The organism is Bacillus sp. JZ105 (assembly GCF_053903125.1).
This window is the reverse complement of the sequence record NZ_CP096387.1, coordinates 1,805,983-1,822,172: the sequence shown is the minus strand read 5'-3', so window position 1 is coordinate 1,822,172 and position 16,190 is coordinate 1,805,983. Positions and strand designations below refer to the sequence as shown.

At 36.7% G+C, this 16,190-nt stretch carries 17 protein-coding genes; 12 read left to right on the top strand and 5 right to left on the bottom strand.

Going from position 1 to position 16,190, the window contains the following annotated elements; genetic code table 11:
• Positions 1-155: 155 nt before the first annotated feature.
• From M1D81_RS09255 to M1D81_RS09230, 6 genes are all read left to right on the top strand, one after another.
• Positions 156-1,124 carry an AraC family transcriptional regulator gene (locus M1D81_RS09255; RefSeq protein ID WP_456264983.1) on the top strand — a complete coding sequence of 323 codons (969 nt, stop codon included), beginning with the start codon at positions 156-158 and terminating at the stop codon, positions 1,122-1,124.
• Between the two features lie 144 nt (positions 1,125-1,268).
• The gene (rhaB, locus tag M1D81_RS09250; protein WP_456264984.1) at positions 1,269-2,687 is read left to right on the top strand and encodes a rhamnulokinase; all 1,419 of its coding nucleotides are present in this window, start codon (positions 1,269-1,271) and stop codon (positions 2,685-2,687) included.
• 21 nt (positions 2,688-2,708) lie between these two features.
• Positions 2,709-3,977 (top strand): L-rhamnose isomerase, encoded by a 1,269-nt coding sequence (gene rhaA / locus M1D81_RS09245; RefSeq protein ID WP_456264985.1) that lies wholly within the window; start codon positions 2,709-2,711, stop codon positions 3,975-3,977.
• Between the two features lie 118 nt (positions 3,978-4,095).
• Positions 4,096-4,812 (top strand): (Fe-S)-binding protein, encoded by a 717-nt coding sequence (locus tag M1D81_RS09240; protein ID WP_456264986.1) that lies wholly within the window; start codon positions 4,096-4,098, stop codon positions 4,810-4,812.
• 19 nt (positions 4,813-4,831) lie between these two features.
• Positions 4,832-6,256 (top strand): LutB/LldF family L-lactate oxidation iron-sulfur protein, encoded by a 1,425-nt coding sequence (locus M1D81_RS09235; RefSeq protein ID WP_456264987.1) that lies wholly within the window; start codon positions 4,832-4,834, stop codon positions 6,254-6,256.
• The gene (locus tag M1D81_RS09230) at positions 6,256-6,969 is read left to right on the top strand and encodes a LutC/YkgG family protein (RefSeq protein WP_456264988.1); all 714 of its coding nucleotides are present in this window, start codon (positions 6,256-6,258) and stop codon (positions 6,967-6,969) included. Before M1D81_RS09235 ends, M1D81_RS09230 begins: the two co-directional genes overlap by 1 nt.
• 144 nt (positions 6,970-7,113) lie before the next feature.
• Here the strand turns inward: M1D81_RS09230 and M1D81_RS09225 are convergent, their stop codons facing one another.
• The 3 genes from M1D81_RS09225 to M1D81_RS09215 form a co-directional block, all read right to left on the bottom strand.
• A complete protein-coding gene (locus tag M1D81_RS09225) occupies positions 7,114-8,385 on the bottom strand; it encodes an MFS transporter (RefSeq protein ID WP_456264989.1) in 1,272 nt (423 codons plus the stop codon).
• 86 nt (positions 8,386-8,471) lie between these two features.
• Positions 8,472-8,786 carry an L-rhamnose mutarotase gene (rhaM, locus tag M1D81_RS09220; RefSeq protein WP_456264990.1) on the bottom strand — a complete coding sequence of 105 codons (315 nt, stop codon included), beginning with the start codon at positions 8,784-8,786 and terminating at the stop codon, positions 8,472-8,474.
• 324 nt (positions 8,787-9,110) lie between these two features.
• On the bottom strand, positions 9,111-9,893 hold the full coding sequence (locus tag M1D81_RS09215) for a DeoR/GlpR family DNA-binding transcription regulator (protein WP_456264991.1): 783 nt from the start codon (positions 9,891-9,893) through the stop codon (positions 9,111-9,113).
• A 343-nt stretch (positions 9,894-10,236) separates the two neighbouring features.
• Here M1D81_RS09215 and rhaD point away from each other — a divergent pair, with 343 nt between their 5' ends.
• Positions 10,237-11,073 (top strand): rhamnulose-1-phosphate aldolase, encoded by an 837-nt coding sequence (rhaD, locus tag M1D81_RS09210; protein WP_456264992.1) that lies wholly within the window; start codon positions 10,237-10,239, stop codon positions 11,071-11,073.
• A gap of 42 nt (positions 11,074-11,115) precedes the next feature.
• Positions 11,116-12,582, top strand: a complete 1,467-nt coding sequence (aldA, locus tag M1D81_RS09205; RefSeq protein WP_456264993.1) for an aldehyde dehydrogenase — start codon at positions 11,116-11,118, stop codon at positions 12,580-12,582.
• Positions 12,583-12,682: 100 nt separating this feature from the next.
• On the opposite strand, the gene M1D81_RS09200 is transcribed toward aldA, so the two are convergent.
• Entirely contained in the window at positions 12,683-13,024 is a 342-nt protein-coding gene (locus M1D81_RS09200; protein ID WP_456264994.1) for a winged helix-turn-helix transcriptional regulator, read from the bottom strand.
• Between the two features lie 122 nt (positions 13,025-13,146).
• Between M1D81_RS09200 and M1D81_RS09195 the strand changes: the two genes are divergently transcribed.
• Complete coding sequence (locus M1D81_RS09195; RefSeq protein ID WP_456264995.1) at positions 13,147-13,728, top strand: NAD(P)H-dependent oxidoreductase; 582 nt, start codon at positions 13,147-13,149, stop codon at positions 13,726-13,728.
• A gap of 245 nt (positions 13,729-13,973) precedes the next feature.
• On the opposite strand, the gene M1D81_RS09190 is transcribed toward M1D81_RS09195, so the two are convergent.
• Positions 13,974-14,108 (bottom strand): hypothetical protein, encoded by a 135-nt coding sequence (locus M1D81_RS09190; RefSeq protein ID WP_456264996.1) that lies wholly within the window; start codon positions 14,106-14,108, stop codon positions 13,974-13,976.
• 202 nt (positions 14,109-14,310) lie between these two features.
• Between M1D81_RS09190 and M1D81_RS09185 the strand changes: the two genes are divergently transcribed.
• The 3 genes from M1D81_RS09185 (at position 14,311) to M1D81_RS09175 (ending at position 16,181) form a co-directional block, all read left to right on the top strand.
• Positions 14,311-15,492 (top strand): MFS transporter, encoded by a 1,182-nt coding sequence (locus M1D81_RS09185; protein ID WP_456264997.1) that lies wholly within the window; start codon positions 14,311-14,313, stop codon positions 15,490-15,492.
• 184 nt (positions 15,493-15,676) lie between these two features.
• Entirely contained in the window at positions 15,677-16,012 is a 336-nt protein-coding gene (locus tag M1D81_RS09180) for a hypothetical protein (RefSeq protein WP_456264998.1), read from the top strand.
• A gap of 43 nt (positions 16,013-16,055) precedes the next feature.
• Entirely contained in the window at positions 16,056-16,181 is a 126-nt protein-coding gene (locus M1D81_RS09175; protein WP_254966705.1) for a hypothetical protein, read from the top strand.
• The last annotated feature ends 9 nt before the right edge of the window (positions 16,182-16,190 follow it).

Below are 16,190 nucleotides of genomic sequence, written 5' to 3'. Positions count from 1 at the left end.
CATAGGGGAAGCCGAATAAGCATAAGATCGCCTAAAGTGCATGAATGATTTAGGTACAAGAAAAGCATGGAATTAGACTCTAAAGAATGTATGTGGGCTTTGGGGGAAGACGTCTAATAAACAATGCAGTAAGATTATAAACAAAGGAGAAACCTATGCCACATGATCTTCTAAATCAATTATTAAAGATAACAGATGAAGAGGAACTGATTCTACAAAACAGAAGAGAGGTAAATAAAGAAATTTATACCAATCAGTCTAATTTTATTATAGAAAGTCAAAAATTTCTCAATCAAGAGAGTATGATTACGGTTCGAAAACATACACGCTTTGTGGATTTTCCTAAACATAAACACGACTATATTGAGATTAATTATGTTTACAATGGAGAGTATAACCAAAAAGTAGGGAATCAAAAAATAAATTTGCAACAAGGGGAGCTGTTATTTTTAAACCAGCATATTGAGCATGAAACTCAAGCTTGTGCAGAAGAAGACATTATTATTAATTTTATCATTTTACCTAAATTTTTTGATTTTATCTTTTCGTTTTTAAACACTGAAAATAGAATTAGTAATTTCTTAATTAACAGTTTATATAACAGTACTCAAAATGGACAATTCCTCTACTTTAAAGTTTCAGAAGTAAAGAGCATTCAAGATTTAATAAAAAAAATTATTATTGAAATTATGTCTCCTGCTTTTATGTCTGAATCCACCATTAAATTGTATATGGGTCTTTTAATGGTGGAGTTAATTAAACACGCTGATAAGGCCGAACATACAGAAGACTATCCTGTACAACATTATTTAATTGTTGAATCATTAAAGTATATTGATGAACATTTCCAGAGAGCATCACTGAATGAATTAGCCTCAAAATTAAGCCAGCCCGATTATGCTTTAAGTAAAGAGATTAAAAAGGCTACCAACTATACATTTAAAGAATTACTTCAAGAAAAACGTTTGATTAAAGCGAAAGAGCTGCTGGAAAGTACAGATATGCCAATTGCCTCTGTTATAGATCAAGTTGGATATGATAATGTAAGTTATTTCTATCGGATTTTTAAAAACAAATATCATCAGACACCAAAGCAATTCAGAGAACACTTAGCAAAAAAATAAGATGCTGCTAAATGTTCTTTTTTTATTTTCAACAATTGCAAATAAGGACAATAAATAATTAATTTTAGACATTATTTTCTCCTTTAAGCTGGCTTAATATAAAGACATAAGCAAATGCTTTCATACAAAGGGTGATGGATTATAATGAAGAAATGTTGTTTAGCAGTTGATATTGGTGCTTCTAGTGGAAGATTAATAGCGGGTCATCTTGAAGATGGACGTTTAAATCTAAAAGAAATCCACCGTTTCGAGAATAAAATGATCCAAAAAAATGGACAGTTTTGCTGGGAGCTCAATCGATTATTTGAAGAAATAAAAAAGGGAATTCATCAATGTAGTGAGATGGGATTATCTCCAGAAAGTATCGGTATTGATACATGGGCAGTAGACTTTGTTTTACTAGATGAATGGAACCAACCTTTAACAGATTTTGTTGCCTATCGCGATTCGAGAACAGACGGGATGATGGATGAAGTTTTTAAAACATTCATGAAGGAACGTCTGTATCTAGAGACAGGAATTCAATTTCAAAAATTTAATACGATTTATCAACTTTATTCAATCAAACAAAATCATCCGGAAATTTTAGAAAATGCAAAATCTTTTCTAATGGTTCCTGACTATTTTCATTATTTATTAACAGGAAAAAAGGCAAACGAATACACAAATGCCACTTCAACTCAGCTGGTTAATGCTTTCACAAAGAAATGGGATCATGAAATATTAGATCAACTAGGCATCAATAAAGAAATGTTCCAAGATATTCATACACCTAAAACAGTGCTGGGTACATTGACTGAAGATTTAATAGAGGAATTCGGCTTTAATATGAAGGTTATTCTGCCAGCCACTCACGATACTGGTTCAGCTGTCATTTCGGTTCCTGAGCAGGAAGAAACAATCTATATTAGTTCAGGAACGTGGTCTTTAGTTGGTGTAGAAAATCATTTTCCAATATGTATTACAAAAGCTTTAGATTACAATTTCACCAATGAGGGCGGCATTGATTATCGCTATAGATTTTTAAAGAATATTATGGGACTTTGGATGATACAAGAAGTGAAAAGAAATTATAAGGATCAATTTTCTTTTGCAGAGCTGGTCGTCTTAGCTAATCAGGCTCAAACATTTAAATCCATCGTTAATGTAGATGATCCACGGTTTTTAAAGCCAGAAAATATGATTCAAGAGATTCAAAGTTATTGTGAAGAAACAAACCAGCCAATTCCATCTAAACCTGGAGAAGTAGCAAAATGTGTGTTTGACAGTTTAGTATGCAGCTACCAACAAGCCATTAATCAAATTGAAGAAATTTTTGAAAGAACATTCAATCAAATTAATGTGATCGGAGGGGGTAGCCAAAATGAAATGTTAAATCAACTAATTGCTGACGCAACAAAAAAAGTAGTATACGCTGGTCCAGTTGAAGCAACCGCAATTGGAAATATTGTAACGCAGTTAATGGCAGTTGGCGAAATTGAAGATATAAAAGAAGCAAGAACAATCATCAAGAACTCTTTTAAGGTTAAAAAATACACACCTTTAACAGTAACGACACCGTAAAAAAGAAAGGGAGAATATCAAATGACAATGAGAGAAAATTATGAGATTGCGAAAAAAGAATATGAAAGGTGGGGAATCAATGTTGATGAAGTATTGGAACAATTAAAAAATGTTCCGATTTCCATTCATTGCTGGCAGGGAGATGACATTGCTGGATTTGAAGTAAATAAAGGAGAATTGTCAGGTGGAATTGATGTAACGGGAAACTATCCTGGTAAAGCAACGACACCTCAAGAACTAAGAGCAGATTTAGAAAAAGCGTTGTCTTTAATCCCTGGAAAACATCGTGTAAACTTACATGCCATTTATGCGGAAACTAATGGAGAAGTCGTTGAAAGAGATCAATTAGAGCCAAGACACTTTGAAAACTGGGTGAAATGGGCTAAAGATCAAGGTGTAGGCTTAGATTTCAATCCAACATTATTCTCACATGTAAAAGCAGCAGATGGTCTAACATTGTCTCATCCTGATGAACGAATCAGAAAGTTTTGGATCAATCATTGTATCGCCAGCCGCAAAATCGGCGAGTATTTTGGTAAAGAATTAGGAACAGCATCCTTAACAAATATTTGGATTCCAGATGGTTATAAAGATATTCCAAGTGATCGACTAACGCCTCGTCAACGATTAAAAGATTCGTTAGATAAGATTTTTGAAGAAGAGATCAATGAAAACTATAATCTTGATGCCGTTGAAAGTAAGTTATTCGGTATTGGTTCTGAATCTTATGTAGTTGGGTCGCATGAATTTTATCTTGGATACGCATTAAAGAATAATAAACTATGTTTATTAGATACAGGACATTTCCATCCGACTGAAACTGTATCAAACAAAATTTCATCTATGCTGCTTTACAGTGACAAGCTTGCCCTTCATGTTTCTCGTCCTGTTCGCTGGGACAGTGATCATGTTGTGACGCTGGATGATGAGTTACGTGAAATTGGCCTCGAAATTGTTCGAAATCAAGCATTGGATAAAGTGATGATTGGCCTTGATTTCTTTGATGCAAGTATTAACCGAGTTGCAGCATGGACAATTGGAACAAGAAACATGATTAAATCATTATTATATGCAATGTTAGTACCAAATGAACATTTAAAACAGTTACAGGAAGATGGAAACTTTACAGAAAGATTAGCATTAATAGAGGAATTCAAAACGTATCCTTTCGGTGCAATCTGGGATTACTATTGTGAAAAAATGGACGTACCTGTAAAAGAAACATGGCTGGAAGAAGTGAAACAATATGAGCAAGATGTATTAACAAAAAGAAACTCTGTTTTAGCCTAAAAAAATCATGAAAAGCTAACTAGTAAATTTACAAAGAGATACAGTCAGGCCTGCTTTTACTTTTCAGTCATCAGCCGACCAGATAAATCTAAATATTCGTTAAGAGGAGGCTTTAAAAATGAAAGTGAGCTTATTTATTACATGTTTAATTGATACTTTCCAGCCGAAAGTCGGTAAGGCAACAGTTGAAATACTTGAACGCCTTGGTTGTGAAGTATCATTTCCTACATCACAAGTATGTTGTGGCCAGCCCGCCTATAATAGTGGCTATGTAGCCGAAGCCAAGCAAGCAGCGAAAAATATGATTAAAACTTTTGAAGATGCAGAGTATATAGTAACTCCCTCTGGTTCTTGTGCAACGATGTTCCACGAATATCCACATATATTCAAAGGAGATGTTCAATGGGAGGAGCGAGCAAGGCGTCTTGCTGAGAAAACGTATGAACTAACTCAATTTATCGTTGATGTTTTAAAGGTTACAGATGTAGGGGCACGTTTAAAAGGGAAAGCGACCTATCATACATCTTGTCATATGACACGTTTGCTAGGTGTGAAGGAAGCACCTTTTACGCTGCTTTCTAATGTAAAAGATTTAGAAGTTGAGCACCTTCCCAACGCCCAAAATTGCTGTGGATTTGGTGGAACTTTTTCAGTGAAAATGATGCCAATATCTGAACAAATGGTAGACGAAAAAGTAGAAAGTGTTGAACAGACAGGTGCGGACTATTTAATTAGTGCAGATTGTGGATGTTTAATGAATATTGGAGGACGAATAGAACGTTTAGGAAAATCAGCGCGGGTACTACATATTGCAGAGGTATTAAATAGCCGTTAATTCAAGGGGGGAACACGACATGAGCATGAAAATTAGTGATAAAAAATTTAATGAACGTATTGATAAAGGAATCCAAGATTCTACGATGCGTGAAGCTGTGTCTACAGCTCAAGAACGCCTGTATACACGTCGTTTGGCAGCTAGTGAAGAGCTTGGGAACTGGGAAGAATGGCGCGATTTAGGGGAGCAAATCCGCCAACACACGCTGGAGAATTTAGATTATTACTTAATGCAATTAAGTGAAAATGTGACAAAACGCGGGGGACATGTCTTTTTTGCGAAAACAAAAGAAGAAGCCGCTCAATACATTAAGGAAGTTGCAGAAAAGAAACAAGCCAAGAAAGTCGTGAAATCCAAATCAATGGTAACCGAAGAAATAGAAATGAATAAAACATTAGAAGACATAGGTTGTGAAGTGATAGAAAGTGACCTTGGCGAATACATTTTGCAAGTTGATGATCATGAACCACCTTCCCACATCGTAGCGCCGGCTCTCCATATGAAAAAAGAACAAATTCGTGATGTAATTCAAGAAAAACTAGGTTATGGAAAGTCGGAGGATCCTTACGAGATGACAAAATTTGTTCGTAAAATCCTGCGCGAAAAATTTCTTGAAGCAGAAATCGGTGTCACCGGTTGTAACTTTGCCGTTGCAAATACAGGATCAATCTGTTTAGTGACCAATGAAGGAAATGCAGACCTTGTCACTGCTATCCCTAAAACGCAAATCGCTGTAATGGGAATGGAACGTCTTGTACCAACAATGGAGGAGCTGGATGTACTCGTTGGATTGCTTTGCAGAAGTGCAGTAGGGCAAAAGCTAACTAGTTACATTACGACAGTAGGGCCTAAATATGAAGAAGAGGCAGATGGTCCAGAAGAATTTCACCTTGTTGTCGTTGATAACGGCCGTTCTGAAATCTTAGGGACTGAGTTCCAACAAGTATTACAATGCATCCGTTGTGCAGCGTGTATTAATGTATGTCCAGTATACCGTCATGTCGGAGGACATTCTTATGGCTCTATCTATCCGGGGCCAATTGGTGCAGTATTAAGTCCACTATTAGGTGGATATGACGATTATAAAGAACTGCCATATGCATCATCTCTTTGTGCAGCATGTACTGATGCTTGTCCAGTTAAAATTCCGCTACACGAACTACTTTTAAAACATCGTCAAGTAATTGTTGAAAAAGAAGGACGTGCCCCTCTAGGTGAGAAACTTGCGATGAAAATGTTTGGAATGGGAGCATCAACTCCTGGTCTATACAAACTAGGTACAAAAATGGCACCTACAGCTATGATGCCCATTGTATCAGGAGATCGAATTTCCAAAGGAATCGGCCCCTTAAAAAATTGGACTGACATCCGAGAATTCCCAGCTCCAAGTAAAGAACGTTTTCGAGACTGGTTTGATGATCATAAAAAAGGCGGGGGAAAATAATGAGAGGAACAGCTCAAAATCAGGAAGTTTTTTTAAATCATGTTGCTAAACAATTGGGACGCGAAAGACGAATAAGTGATGTTGTACGACCAGAGTGGAAGAATAACGTCAACTGGGATGTAATGAAAGGTTATACAGAAAAGAAGTTAATCGCTACGTTCACAGAGCACTGCAGCAAAATTCATACCACTGTTTTTGAAACAACAAAAGAGCACTTAGCTGAAGCTTTAAAGAAAATTGTTGCTGAACATGGCGGGGGGCCTGTGATGACAGCCCAGGATTCACGTTTCAAAGAATATGGTTTAACAGATTTACTTGAAAAAGAATGGCCGGAAGAAAATATAGAGGTAAATGTATGGGATTCAAAAAAAGGACGTGAAGCGAATCATTCCCTCGCCGAAAAAGCCAATTTTGGTATTACATTCTGTGACTATGCACTGGCCGAGTCAGGAACAATTGTTGTAAAAACTCATGAGGGACAAGGGCGGGCACTTCACTTTTTGCCAACTGCCTATGTCACGATTATCCCGCGTGAAACGATTGTGGCACGTATTACACAGGCTGTCTTCGACCTAAACCAACGTGTGGAAAAGGGAGAGGCTGTTGCTTCTTGTATTCACTTTATTTCTGGACCAAGTAATTCTGCAGATATCGAAATGAATTTGGTCGTGGGTGTGCATGGACCTTTAAAAGCTTTTTATTTGATTGTGTGAGCATGGATGATATAAAAAATAGAGTTTCCATTTGGAATCTCTATTTTTTTATTTTGTTTATGAATGAGAATACATCGTAGTAAAGGAGAGCAGGAGGGAGGCAGTAAAATAGCCAAGCTTCTCAAAGAAAGCTTGGCTATTTTTTTATGCGCTGTATCGTTCCTTTTCAATTTCTTTTAATGATTTTCCTCTTGTTTCTGGCGCCATGACTAAGCCAATAATTGCAGCAATTACAAGGAACCCAATCATAATAGAACCTGATATTTTAAATCCTAATGTAGAAATCATCGTTGGAACCACAAGTGATATAAGTCCAACGGCTACACGAGCTGTACAAAAAAGAAATCCTTGTGCCTTTGCACGGTATTTTGTATGAAATAACTCACTTGACCAAAGCCCATAAAATGCTTGAGCACCAAAACCAGCTGCAGTTCCCCATAATATCACAAATATAAGCAGTTCAGTCATGCCCATTCCGCCATACGTAAGAGTAGCCCAAGCAGCAATCCCCATTGCCGCTCCAATGCCATACAATACACGTCTGTTTACTTTATCACCTAGTTTAATAAAGACAAAGTACGTTCCTAAAACGGTTAAAATCCATAAAAACGCTTGTAATAAATTTGCTTGTGATGATGAAAGCCCTCCAACCGTCTGATAAATATAAGGCATGAAATATCCCATTACACCAGCTACTAAGTTCCAGAAGCAATAGATCCCTAGTAATAAAATAATGGCATGACGGTTTGCTTTGATAGTGAATAATTCTTTGACTGGACTTTTTAATTTTTCACCATTTGCTCTTTGATTCACTTCTTTTTGTTTTTCTTCTTCCCATATTTTTGATTCACTAATTTGTTGTTGCATAATCCAAGTAATTAAAGCGATTACAAATAATTGACCAAAAATAATGCGGCTTCCTAAAAGACCTAACGGAGCCAAGGCGACAGAGAGGAGTAGCGAAATAGCTGGACCAACCGACCACGCTAACTGTCCCCATCCTACACGAGCTGCACGTTCATTTTCAGGCGCTTCTTCTGCTATATACGTCCAAGCGGCTGGAATGGCAGCTCCTACGGCTATTCCAGTAATAATGTATCCAGCTAACAACATGGGGAAGTTAAAAGACAACATCGTTAATAAGACACCAAACATATAGACCAATAAATCGTATTTATAAATTAACTTTCGGCCATATTTATCAACCAGAACGCCTCCTATGAGGGCTCCTGCTGCAGAAGCAAATCCATTAGCACTCAGCGCTCCTAATAATCCCAGTTTAAAATCATTTAAATTTAAATATTCCATCCAGAGTGTCAGGCCGCCAGCAGCAGCTACAATGGATGCTGCCTCCAAATAATTTGACATTGCCACAGTAATAGTAGACTTTAAACCGCCTTTTGCATTACCAGCCATATTTTAAATCTCCTCTCAAGTACCTTCAAACGATGATAAATCCGTTTGAATGCCTGTATTTTTGCTGTCTTTGTTTTCCTAAAAAATTATGCTAAGTAAAACAATTCATTTAAATCTACAGAGCGTGGACTGTTATCTGAATTTGTCTCCATGAGAGGCGCCATGTAATCCCACCATTTTTTACAAATAACACTTTTAGCCATCTCGTTCCATCTATCTTCATTTTCGATTTCCACATAAGCGAACAATTGACCACTTTCTTTTTCTAAGAAAATAGAATAGTTATGAGCACCATGCTGTTTTAATGCGTCTACCATTTCCGGCCATATTTCATCATGTCGACGTTTGTATTCATCAAATTGATCCTTGTGTACAAACATAATACTGGCTTTTCTTATCATCTCTTTCGCCCCTTGTACTGTAGAATAAATGGGAAAAATAAAGAAAGCGCTTGCAAAAAGGGGATTTAATCTTCACAATAAAGTGATTTTCTCCCTAATTTCTGCAAAATCTTTATTTCCCTTTGTTTATATGGTCATATTATTATAAAAACAAAAATAAAACAACATTTTTTTATTTTTTATTTTTGTTAATGTTGATTACGAAGGGATTTATCATAAATAAGACAAGATAAAATGGTGGACATAGAAAAAGACAAACCTATATAGATTTGTCTTAAACATGTGTATTACAAAGGGGAGACCTTAATCTTCTATTTGGATGGACTATGAAGCAGATTCACTCATCAAGGCTACAGAAGTAACATTAATATTTTTATCACGTAAAATGGCATGTGCGTCATTGCTTAGTTTATCGTCAACAATAATGCGGCTAATATCACTTAATGAAGAGATATGAGAAAATTCACGGGATCCAAACTTACTAGAGTCGACCATTAAAATGGTTTCATGTGACCGCTCAATCATTTTTCTTTTTAAGAGAGCCTGCAACTCGTTTGAATCACTTAAACCGCTATTTAAGTCAATACCCTTACAAGATAAGAACACTTTATTCACATGATAATTTTCCAGTGAGCGCTCTGCTAGAGGTCCTACGTAGGACAACGATTTAGGAAGGAGGAGACCTCCTGTTGAAATCACCTGAATTTTTTCTTTCTTACTTAATTCTATGGCAACCTTAATGGAGTTGGTGATAACAGTCAAAGGAATATTCGGAAGGATTTTTGACATGTACCATGCAGTGGTACTTGCGTCAAGGATCATACGGTCACCTTCTTCAACTTGCTTCACAGCTTCACGTGCAATCACTTTCTTTTCTAATACATTCGTAATTTCTCGCTCTGAAAAATCAACTTCTGATTCTTTTTCCTCAATACTAACTGCTCCGCCGTGGCTTCGCCGCAACTTATTTTCTTTCTCTAATTTTTCAAGATCACGGCGAATCGTTTCATCTGTCACAGAAAAAATTTCGCTTAATTCTGAAACACGAATGCTGGATCGTAAATTAACTAAATCTACTATTTTTTGATGCCTTTCAGCTAATAACATGTGTAACTTCCTTTCGCTTTTAAATATGAATAAAAGAAAAACAGCATAAAATTGCTTATAAGGTTGTTGTTTTGTTTTTATTTTTGTTTGTTTTCATCATAACATACTTATAACTTCAAAAAAATGATCTTAAACAGCAGCAATGAAACAGCATTTATCAACCATAAAATAACCACTCATATCACAACCAAAACAAACATAAACAAAGATAAAATGTTTGTTTATGTTGACTTAATGTATTTCTCAAAGTAATATGAGGATGTAAACGCTTTTGCATTAATTTATCAAAAGAATAAATTTTATTTAGAAAGATATATCAATGAAAACAAGGGAGAAGATGGAGATGAAAGACCTTCTGACAAAGAAAGATATACTAAAAGCACCTTTCCTTCAAGAAATGACAAAAACGACAGCAAACCTATACCGCTTAGGTTGGGATGAACGAAATGGCGGGAATATTAGTTATTTATTAAAAGAGGACGAAGTAGCAGAGTACCTTGACGTTCATGATGTAAAACGAACGGTGCCGATGATTTTTGATGGTGCTGAGTTAGCAGGGAAATATTTTATTGTGACGGGTTCGGGGAAATATTTTAAAAATGTAATAGATGATCCTGCCGCTAATCTTGGTATTATTCGTATAACTGAAGATGGCAAATCACTTGATATTTTATGGGGATTAGAAGAGGGAGGCGTTCCAACAAGTGAGCTCCCATCACATTTAATGAGCCATATTGAAAGATTAAAAGCAGATCCAAACCATCGTGTGATCATGCACTGTCATGCAACAAACCTTATTGGTATGACATTCACACACAGCTTGGATGAAGCAGCATTTACAAAAACTTTATGGCAGATGTGTACCGAATGCATTGTTGTATTCCCAGAAGGAATTGGTATTATTCCATGGATGGTTCCAGGAACTGATTCAATTGGAGAAGCTACAGCTGAAAAAATGAAAAATGTTCGTTCAGTTATTTGGCCACACCACGGAATTTTTGGTGCTGGAACTACAATGGATGAAACATTTGGGTTAATTGAAACAGCTGAAAAAGCTGCGGAAGTATACACAGTTGTATGTGCACAAGGAAGTGTGAAACAAACCATTACAGATCAACAGCTTCAAGACTTGGCAGATGCATTTGGTGTTGTGCCAAGACAAGGAGTTTTAAATCTATAAAAATAGTTCTTCCGACAATCCAATATTAGGAGGTTTCAGTAAATGAACTCACAAACCAATGTTAAACAATTTCAAATGTACATTAATGGAGAATTTGTAAATGCTAGCTCGGGCGAAGTGATACAGGTGTTAAATCCGGCAACTGAAAAAGTGATTTCAGAAGTGCCAAGTTGTTCTAAAGAAGAGGTTCAAGAAGCGATTGAGTTTGCAGAAGCTGCACAAAAAGAATGGAAAAAGAAACCGGCTGCTGAGCGTGCAAAGTATTTAACACGTTTAGCTGAAGAAATTCGAAACAATAGAGATTTTCTTGCACGCGTCATCTCAGAAGAACAAGGAAAAGTACTTGCTCTCTCTACTACAGAAGTTGATTTTACTGCTGACTACATTGATTATATGGCAGGTTCAGCAAGAACGTACGAAGGGGAAATTCTTCAAAGTGACAGACCAAATGAAAATATAATGATCTTTAAAGAGCCAATCGGGGTTGTAGCTGGCTTTTTACCATGGAATTTCCCATTCTTCCTTGTAGCGAGAAAGGCTGCGCCTGCATTGGTAACAGGGAATACCATTGTCATTAAACCTAGTAGTGATACGCCAAATAATGCAATAGAATTTGCGAAATTAGTAGATAAAGTGGGTATTCCAAAAGGGGTATTCAATCTTGTAACAGGGCGCGGAGGTACAGTGGGAGACGAACTTGCTTCAAATGAAAAGATTGGTTTAGTCAGTTTAACAGGGAGCGTGGATGCAGGTGTAAGTGTCATGAAAGCTGCAGCTCAAAATGTAACAAAAGTCAGTCTAGAGCTTGGCGGTAAAGCACCAGCTATTGTAGCAGAAGATGCAGACATTGATTTAGCCGTAAAAGCAATTGTCGACTCGCGTATCATTAATACGGGACAAGTATGTAACTGTGCTGAACGCGTATATGTTCATGAAAGTATCGCCGATACATTTATCAAAAAAATTGTCACAGCAATGAAAAATGTGAAATATGGCAATCCTCTCGAAGATGAAGATTTAGATATGGGGCCACTTACAAATAAGCAAGCAATAGAATCAATTGAAGCGATGGTAAACCGAGCTGTTGAAGAAGGGGCCCACGTGTTAACTGGTGGAAAACGTGCAGATGTGACACCTGGATATTACTATGAACCAACGGTCCTTGTGAATGTAAAACAAGATTCAGAAATTGTCCAGGAAGAAGTATTTGGCCCGGTTCTCCCGATTATGACGTTTAAAGATTTAGATGAAGCAATTGAGCTTGCGAATGATTGCCAATATGGATTAACATCATCTATCTTTACACAGAATTTAGATACAGCAATGCGTGCTGCAAATGAGTTACTATTTGGAGAAACGTACATTAACCGTGAAAACTTTGAAGCCATTCAGGGATTCCACGCAGGTCGTAAGAAATCTGGAATTGGCGGAGCAGATGGTAAACATGGTTTAGAAGAATTTTTACAAACTCATGTTGTTTATTTGCAGCATAATCCAAAGAAAAGATAAGAGAAAGACAACCTAAGAGTATCTCAAGAGAGATGCTCTTTTTCTTTTGCCTGAATGTACAATCCCTTTTGCCAAAAGTACAATTTCACTCAACGTCTAACTATTTTTTCATTTGTTCTTCTCCCCAATAGCAAATCGCATCTAATACAGGGATCAATGATAATCCCTTTTCCGATAAACTATATTCTACTTTTGGAGGCACTTGAGGATATTCTTTACGATTAATTAATTGATCTGCTTCAAGTTCTTTTAGTGTATTGGTTAATGTTTTAAAAGAGATTGCCCCAAGCATTCGTTTCAACTGATTATAGCGAATAGGAGCATTATTTGCATATAAAGCATACAGTACCGTCATCTTATATTTCCCGCCAATTAATGATAAAGTGTACCCAAATCCAGTTTCTTTTAGAACAGCATGAGCTGTAAAGGATTCTTTGGTCATTTTACACTCTCCTTTAGGTTAGTATCGCACTTTAATTACCGTACTTGTAGTACGTTATAGCATACAATAAAATGAATGTACATCAAAATATGATGAAAATAACAAAAAAGGGTGAATGAATCATGAAAACAATTGTCTATGCACATCCTTGGGATGGAAGCTATAATCATGCCATTTTGACTTCCATTACAGAAAATCTAGAAACAAAGAGAGAACCATTTCAAGTGATCGATTTATATAAAGATGGGTTTAATCCCGTTTTTTCAGCTGAGGAATTGAAGTATTTTCATAAAGGAGAAACGCCTGATCAATTAGTTAAGGATTACCAAAAGAAATTAAGTCAGTCAACTGAATTAATATTTATATTTCCTGTCTGGTGGTGGGATTTACCTGCAATTTTAAAAGGATTTATTGATAAAGTCATGTTAAGAGGTTTCGCATTCTTGGATGATAAAAACACCGGGGCTTTAAAAGGTTTATTGACAAATATTAAAAAAACAACCGTGATCTCAACATCTACAACAGATAAGGATTATATAGAATCTGAAGGTGGGAATGCGATTCAAAGCGTTTTTATTAACAGAACTCTTGCTGACTTGGGAATTAAAAATGAAGACACCAAATGGATCCATTTTTCGAGAGTTAACTTAACAACAGATGAAAAGAGGAAAGTATTTTTAAACGAAATATCCCAAAGTATTTAAATTACTGTAGCAGCCAATAAGGAAAGGCACAACCTTTACGACCGATCTAATTTATTGAGAAGGTGGTAGAGGTTGTGAAATTAAATATCGACACTCAAATATGTATTCTCATTTCTTAGTTTACATAATATATATTCTAGGAAGTTAAACGTTGAATGAATTTCTTTTGTCTCATAATTAAGTATACTTATCTTATTGAGACAAGAAAGGAAATTTTATTGATTCATCTAAATGCTTTTATGATATTACGCTGCAACGTTTTTTATCACAGCAGCGCCATATGGCATGAGCATTGCTGTCAATCGTTCATGATTGCGCCAGTTGATGTTCGTTTGTGACTGTTTGTCAAATTCAATACTTTTTTCACGTTTTAATATCAAAACGTTCATCTAACAGTACATTTGCAAAAATGCTCATCAATCTCAATTTGTATCCATCCATTTCACCTCTCACCAAAAAAACTTCTTTTGCCTAACACTTTTTCATCACGTTCCTCCCTCCTGTTATTTACGAATCAGCCAGTCTCATTTATAATCGAGTAGATTTGTTGAATAATATATATCTTTAAATGTGAGGGATTAGATGGAATTAAAGTGGTATCAAGCAATTATTGTGATCTTTACGATGTCTGGGATCTCCATTTCTACATGGTTTTCACGGACACCGGAAGTGAGAGATTTATTACAAGCAAACACAGGAACAATGGGACTTATTTTACTCGGTTTATCCGTTGGTTCAATTGTTGGGCTTGTTCTTTCAAATGTATTCGTCCGCAAAAAAGGCGGCCGAGTGGCGATTGTGATCAGTGCTTTTTTGATGTTCCTTGGATTTACTACTCTTGCCATTGGTTCAACGCTCTCTTCTATCCTTGTCGTCACTTCTGGTCTTTTTCTTTTTGGAGCAGGCTCTGGCATGTGCAATGTGGCAATGAACTTAGAAGGAACAGAGATTGAGTACAGCATCAAGAAAACCATTCTGCCTATATTGCACGCTTCCTTTAGCATTGGAACTTTAATTGGAGCAGGTGCTGGTATTCTTTTTATCCATTTAGGGGTTTCTGTATTGATACATCTTCTCGCTATTGCCCTTCTGCTTTTCCTTAGCATATTGATTTGTACACGATTTATCCCGCACGGAACAGGAAAGGATCAGCATGAGAAGCAGCCCGATACAGTTGAGTCTACTCAAACGGCATGGCTGAACAAACGAACGATATCTCTTGCGATGATCGCCTTATGTCTTGCGTTTGTCGAAGGCTCCGCCAATGATTGGATTCCACTTGCAATGGTGGATGGCTACCAAGTGTCACATTCCATGAGTACGGTCATCTATGCTTTGTTTTTGTGCGGCATGATTAGCGGCAGACTGATCAGCGGGCGTTTGATCGATCGCTTTGGCAGAGTGCTATTGCTAAGAGTTGCGATTTTATCAGCAGCTGCCGGCCTATTCTTAGTCATTTTGAAGATTTCACTTGTTGTATGTATGATATCGATCTTTTTATGGGGACTTGGCGCCTCTTTAGGCTTTCCGCTGACCATTTCTGCAGCTGGCGATGATAGCCGGTATGCTGTCAAACGCGTCAGTATTGTGACTTTATCAGGTTACACAGCCTCCCTTTCCGGCCCTCCTATTTTAGGGCTGCTTGCCAATCAGGTTGGACTGCTTCATGCCTTTATCTTTGTTCTAATTGCCATATGTATTGCAGGAATCTTTACTAAAGCTGTAGCAAAACCACATTCATTACAAGCGACTAAAAGTGTCTGATCCTTGATCATGGCACTTTTTTTAAATTTAAAAAATAAAATTGAAACCTTTCATGAAGTGAAACAGTCCTATAGATGTCGTGATGTTTATCGCTTTTTTAATGAGGGAAAGTAAAAAAATAAGACTTTTCAAATAACTGAAAACGTGGTAAGATCATGAAAATAACCAGGAAGGGGTGAGAAAAATGAAAAAAAATATGCTATTAAAATTAGGTGTTTTATTCATAGCACTTGCAAGTTTTCATTTGTTCTCAATGCCTCATTCCGTTCAGGTATACCACCATGCTAAGGTGGTTGCCGATCAAGAATCACATGAAATGAAAATCGTCCAGACAATGGGCGATGAAAAGAAACAAAAACATGTGAACGCAGTATTTGCCGCATTTACAGCACTGCTGATTATTGGCAGTATGACAGCTGGATTTGCACGCATCACTCATACTGATCGATTTGACCGGAAAAAGAAGCATTTACTTGCAGTGTTCTATCAATCTTCTTATTTCCGACAAGCTCGTGTTTAACCCAACCATCTAAATCAAAACAAAAATTGGGAGGTTTTACACGATGTTATTTTTCTTAAGAATTTTCATTCTAGGTCTTTTCTCTGTCACTTCACTTTCTCTTTTTGTCTACCAAGGAATTGAAGTAGTGCACGCCATTACAAGTATGTTTGGCAACCACGAGAGCTAAATGACCCGT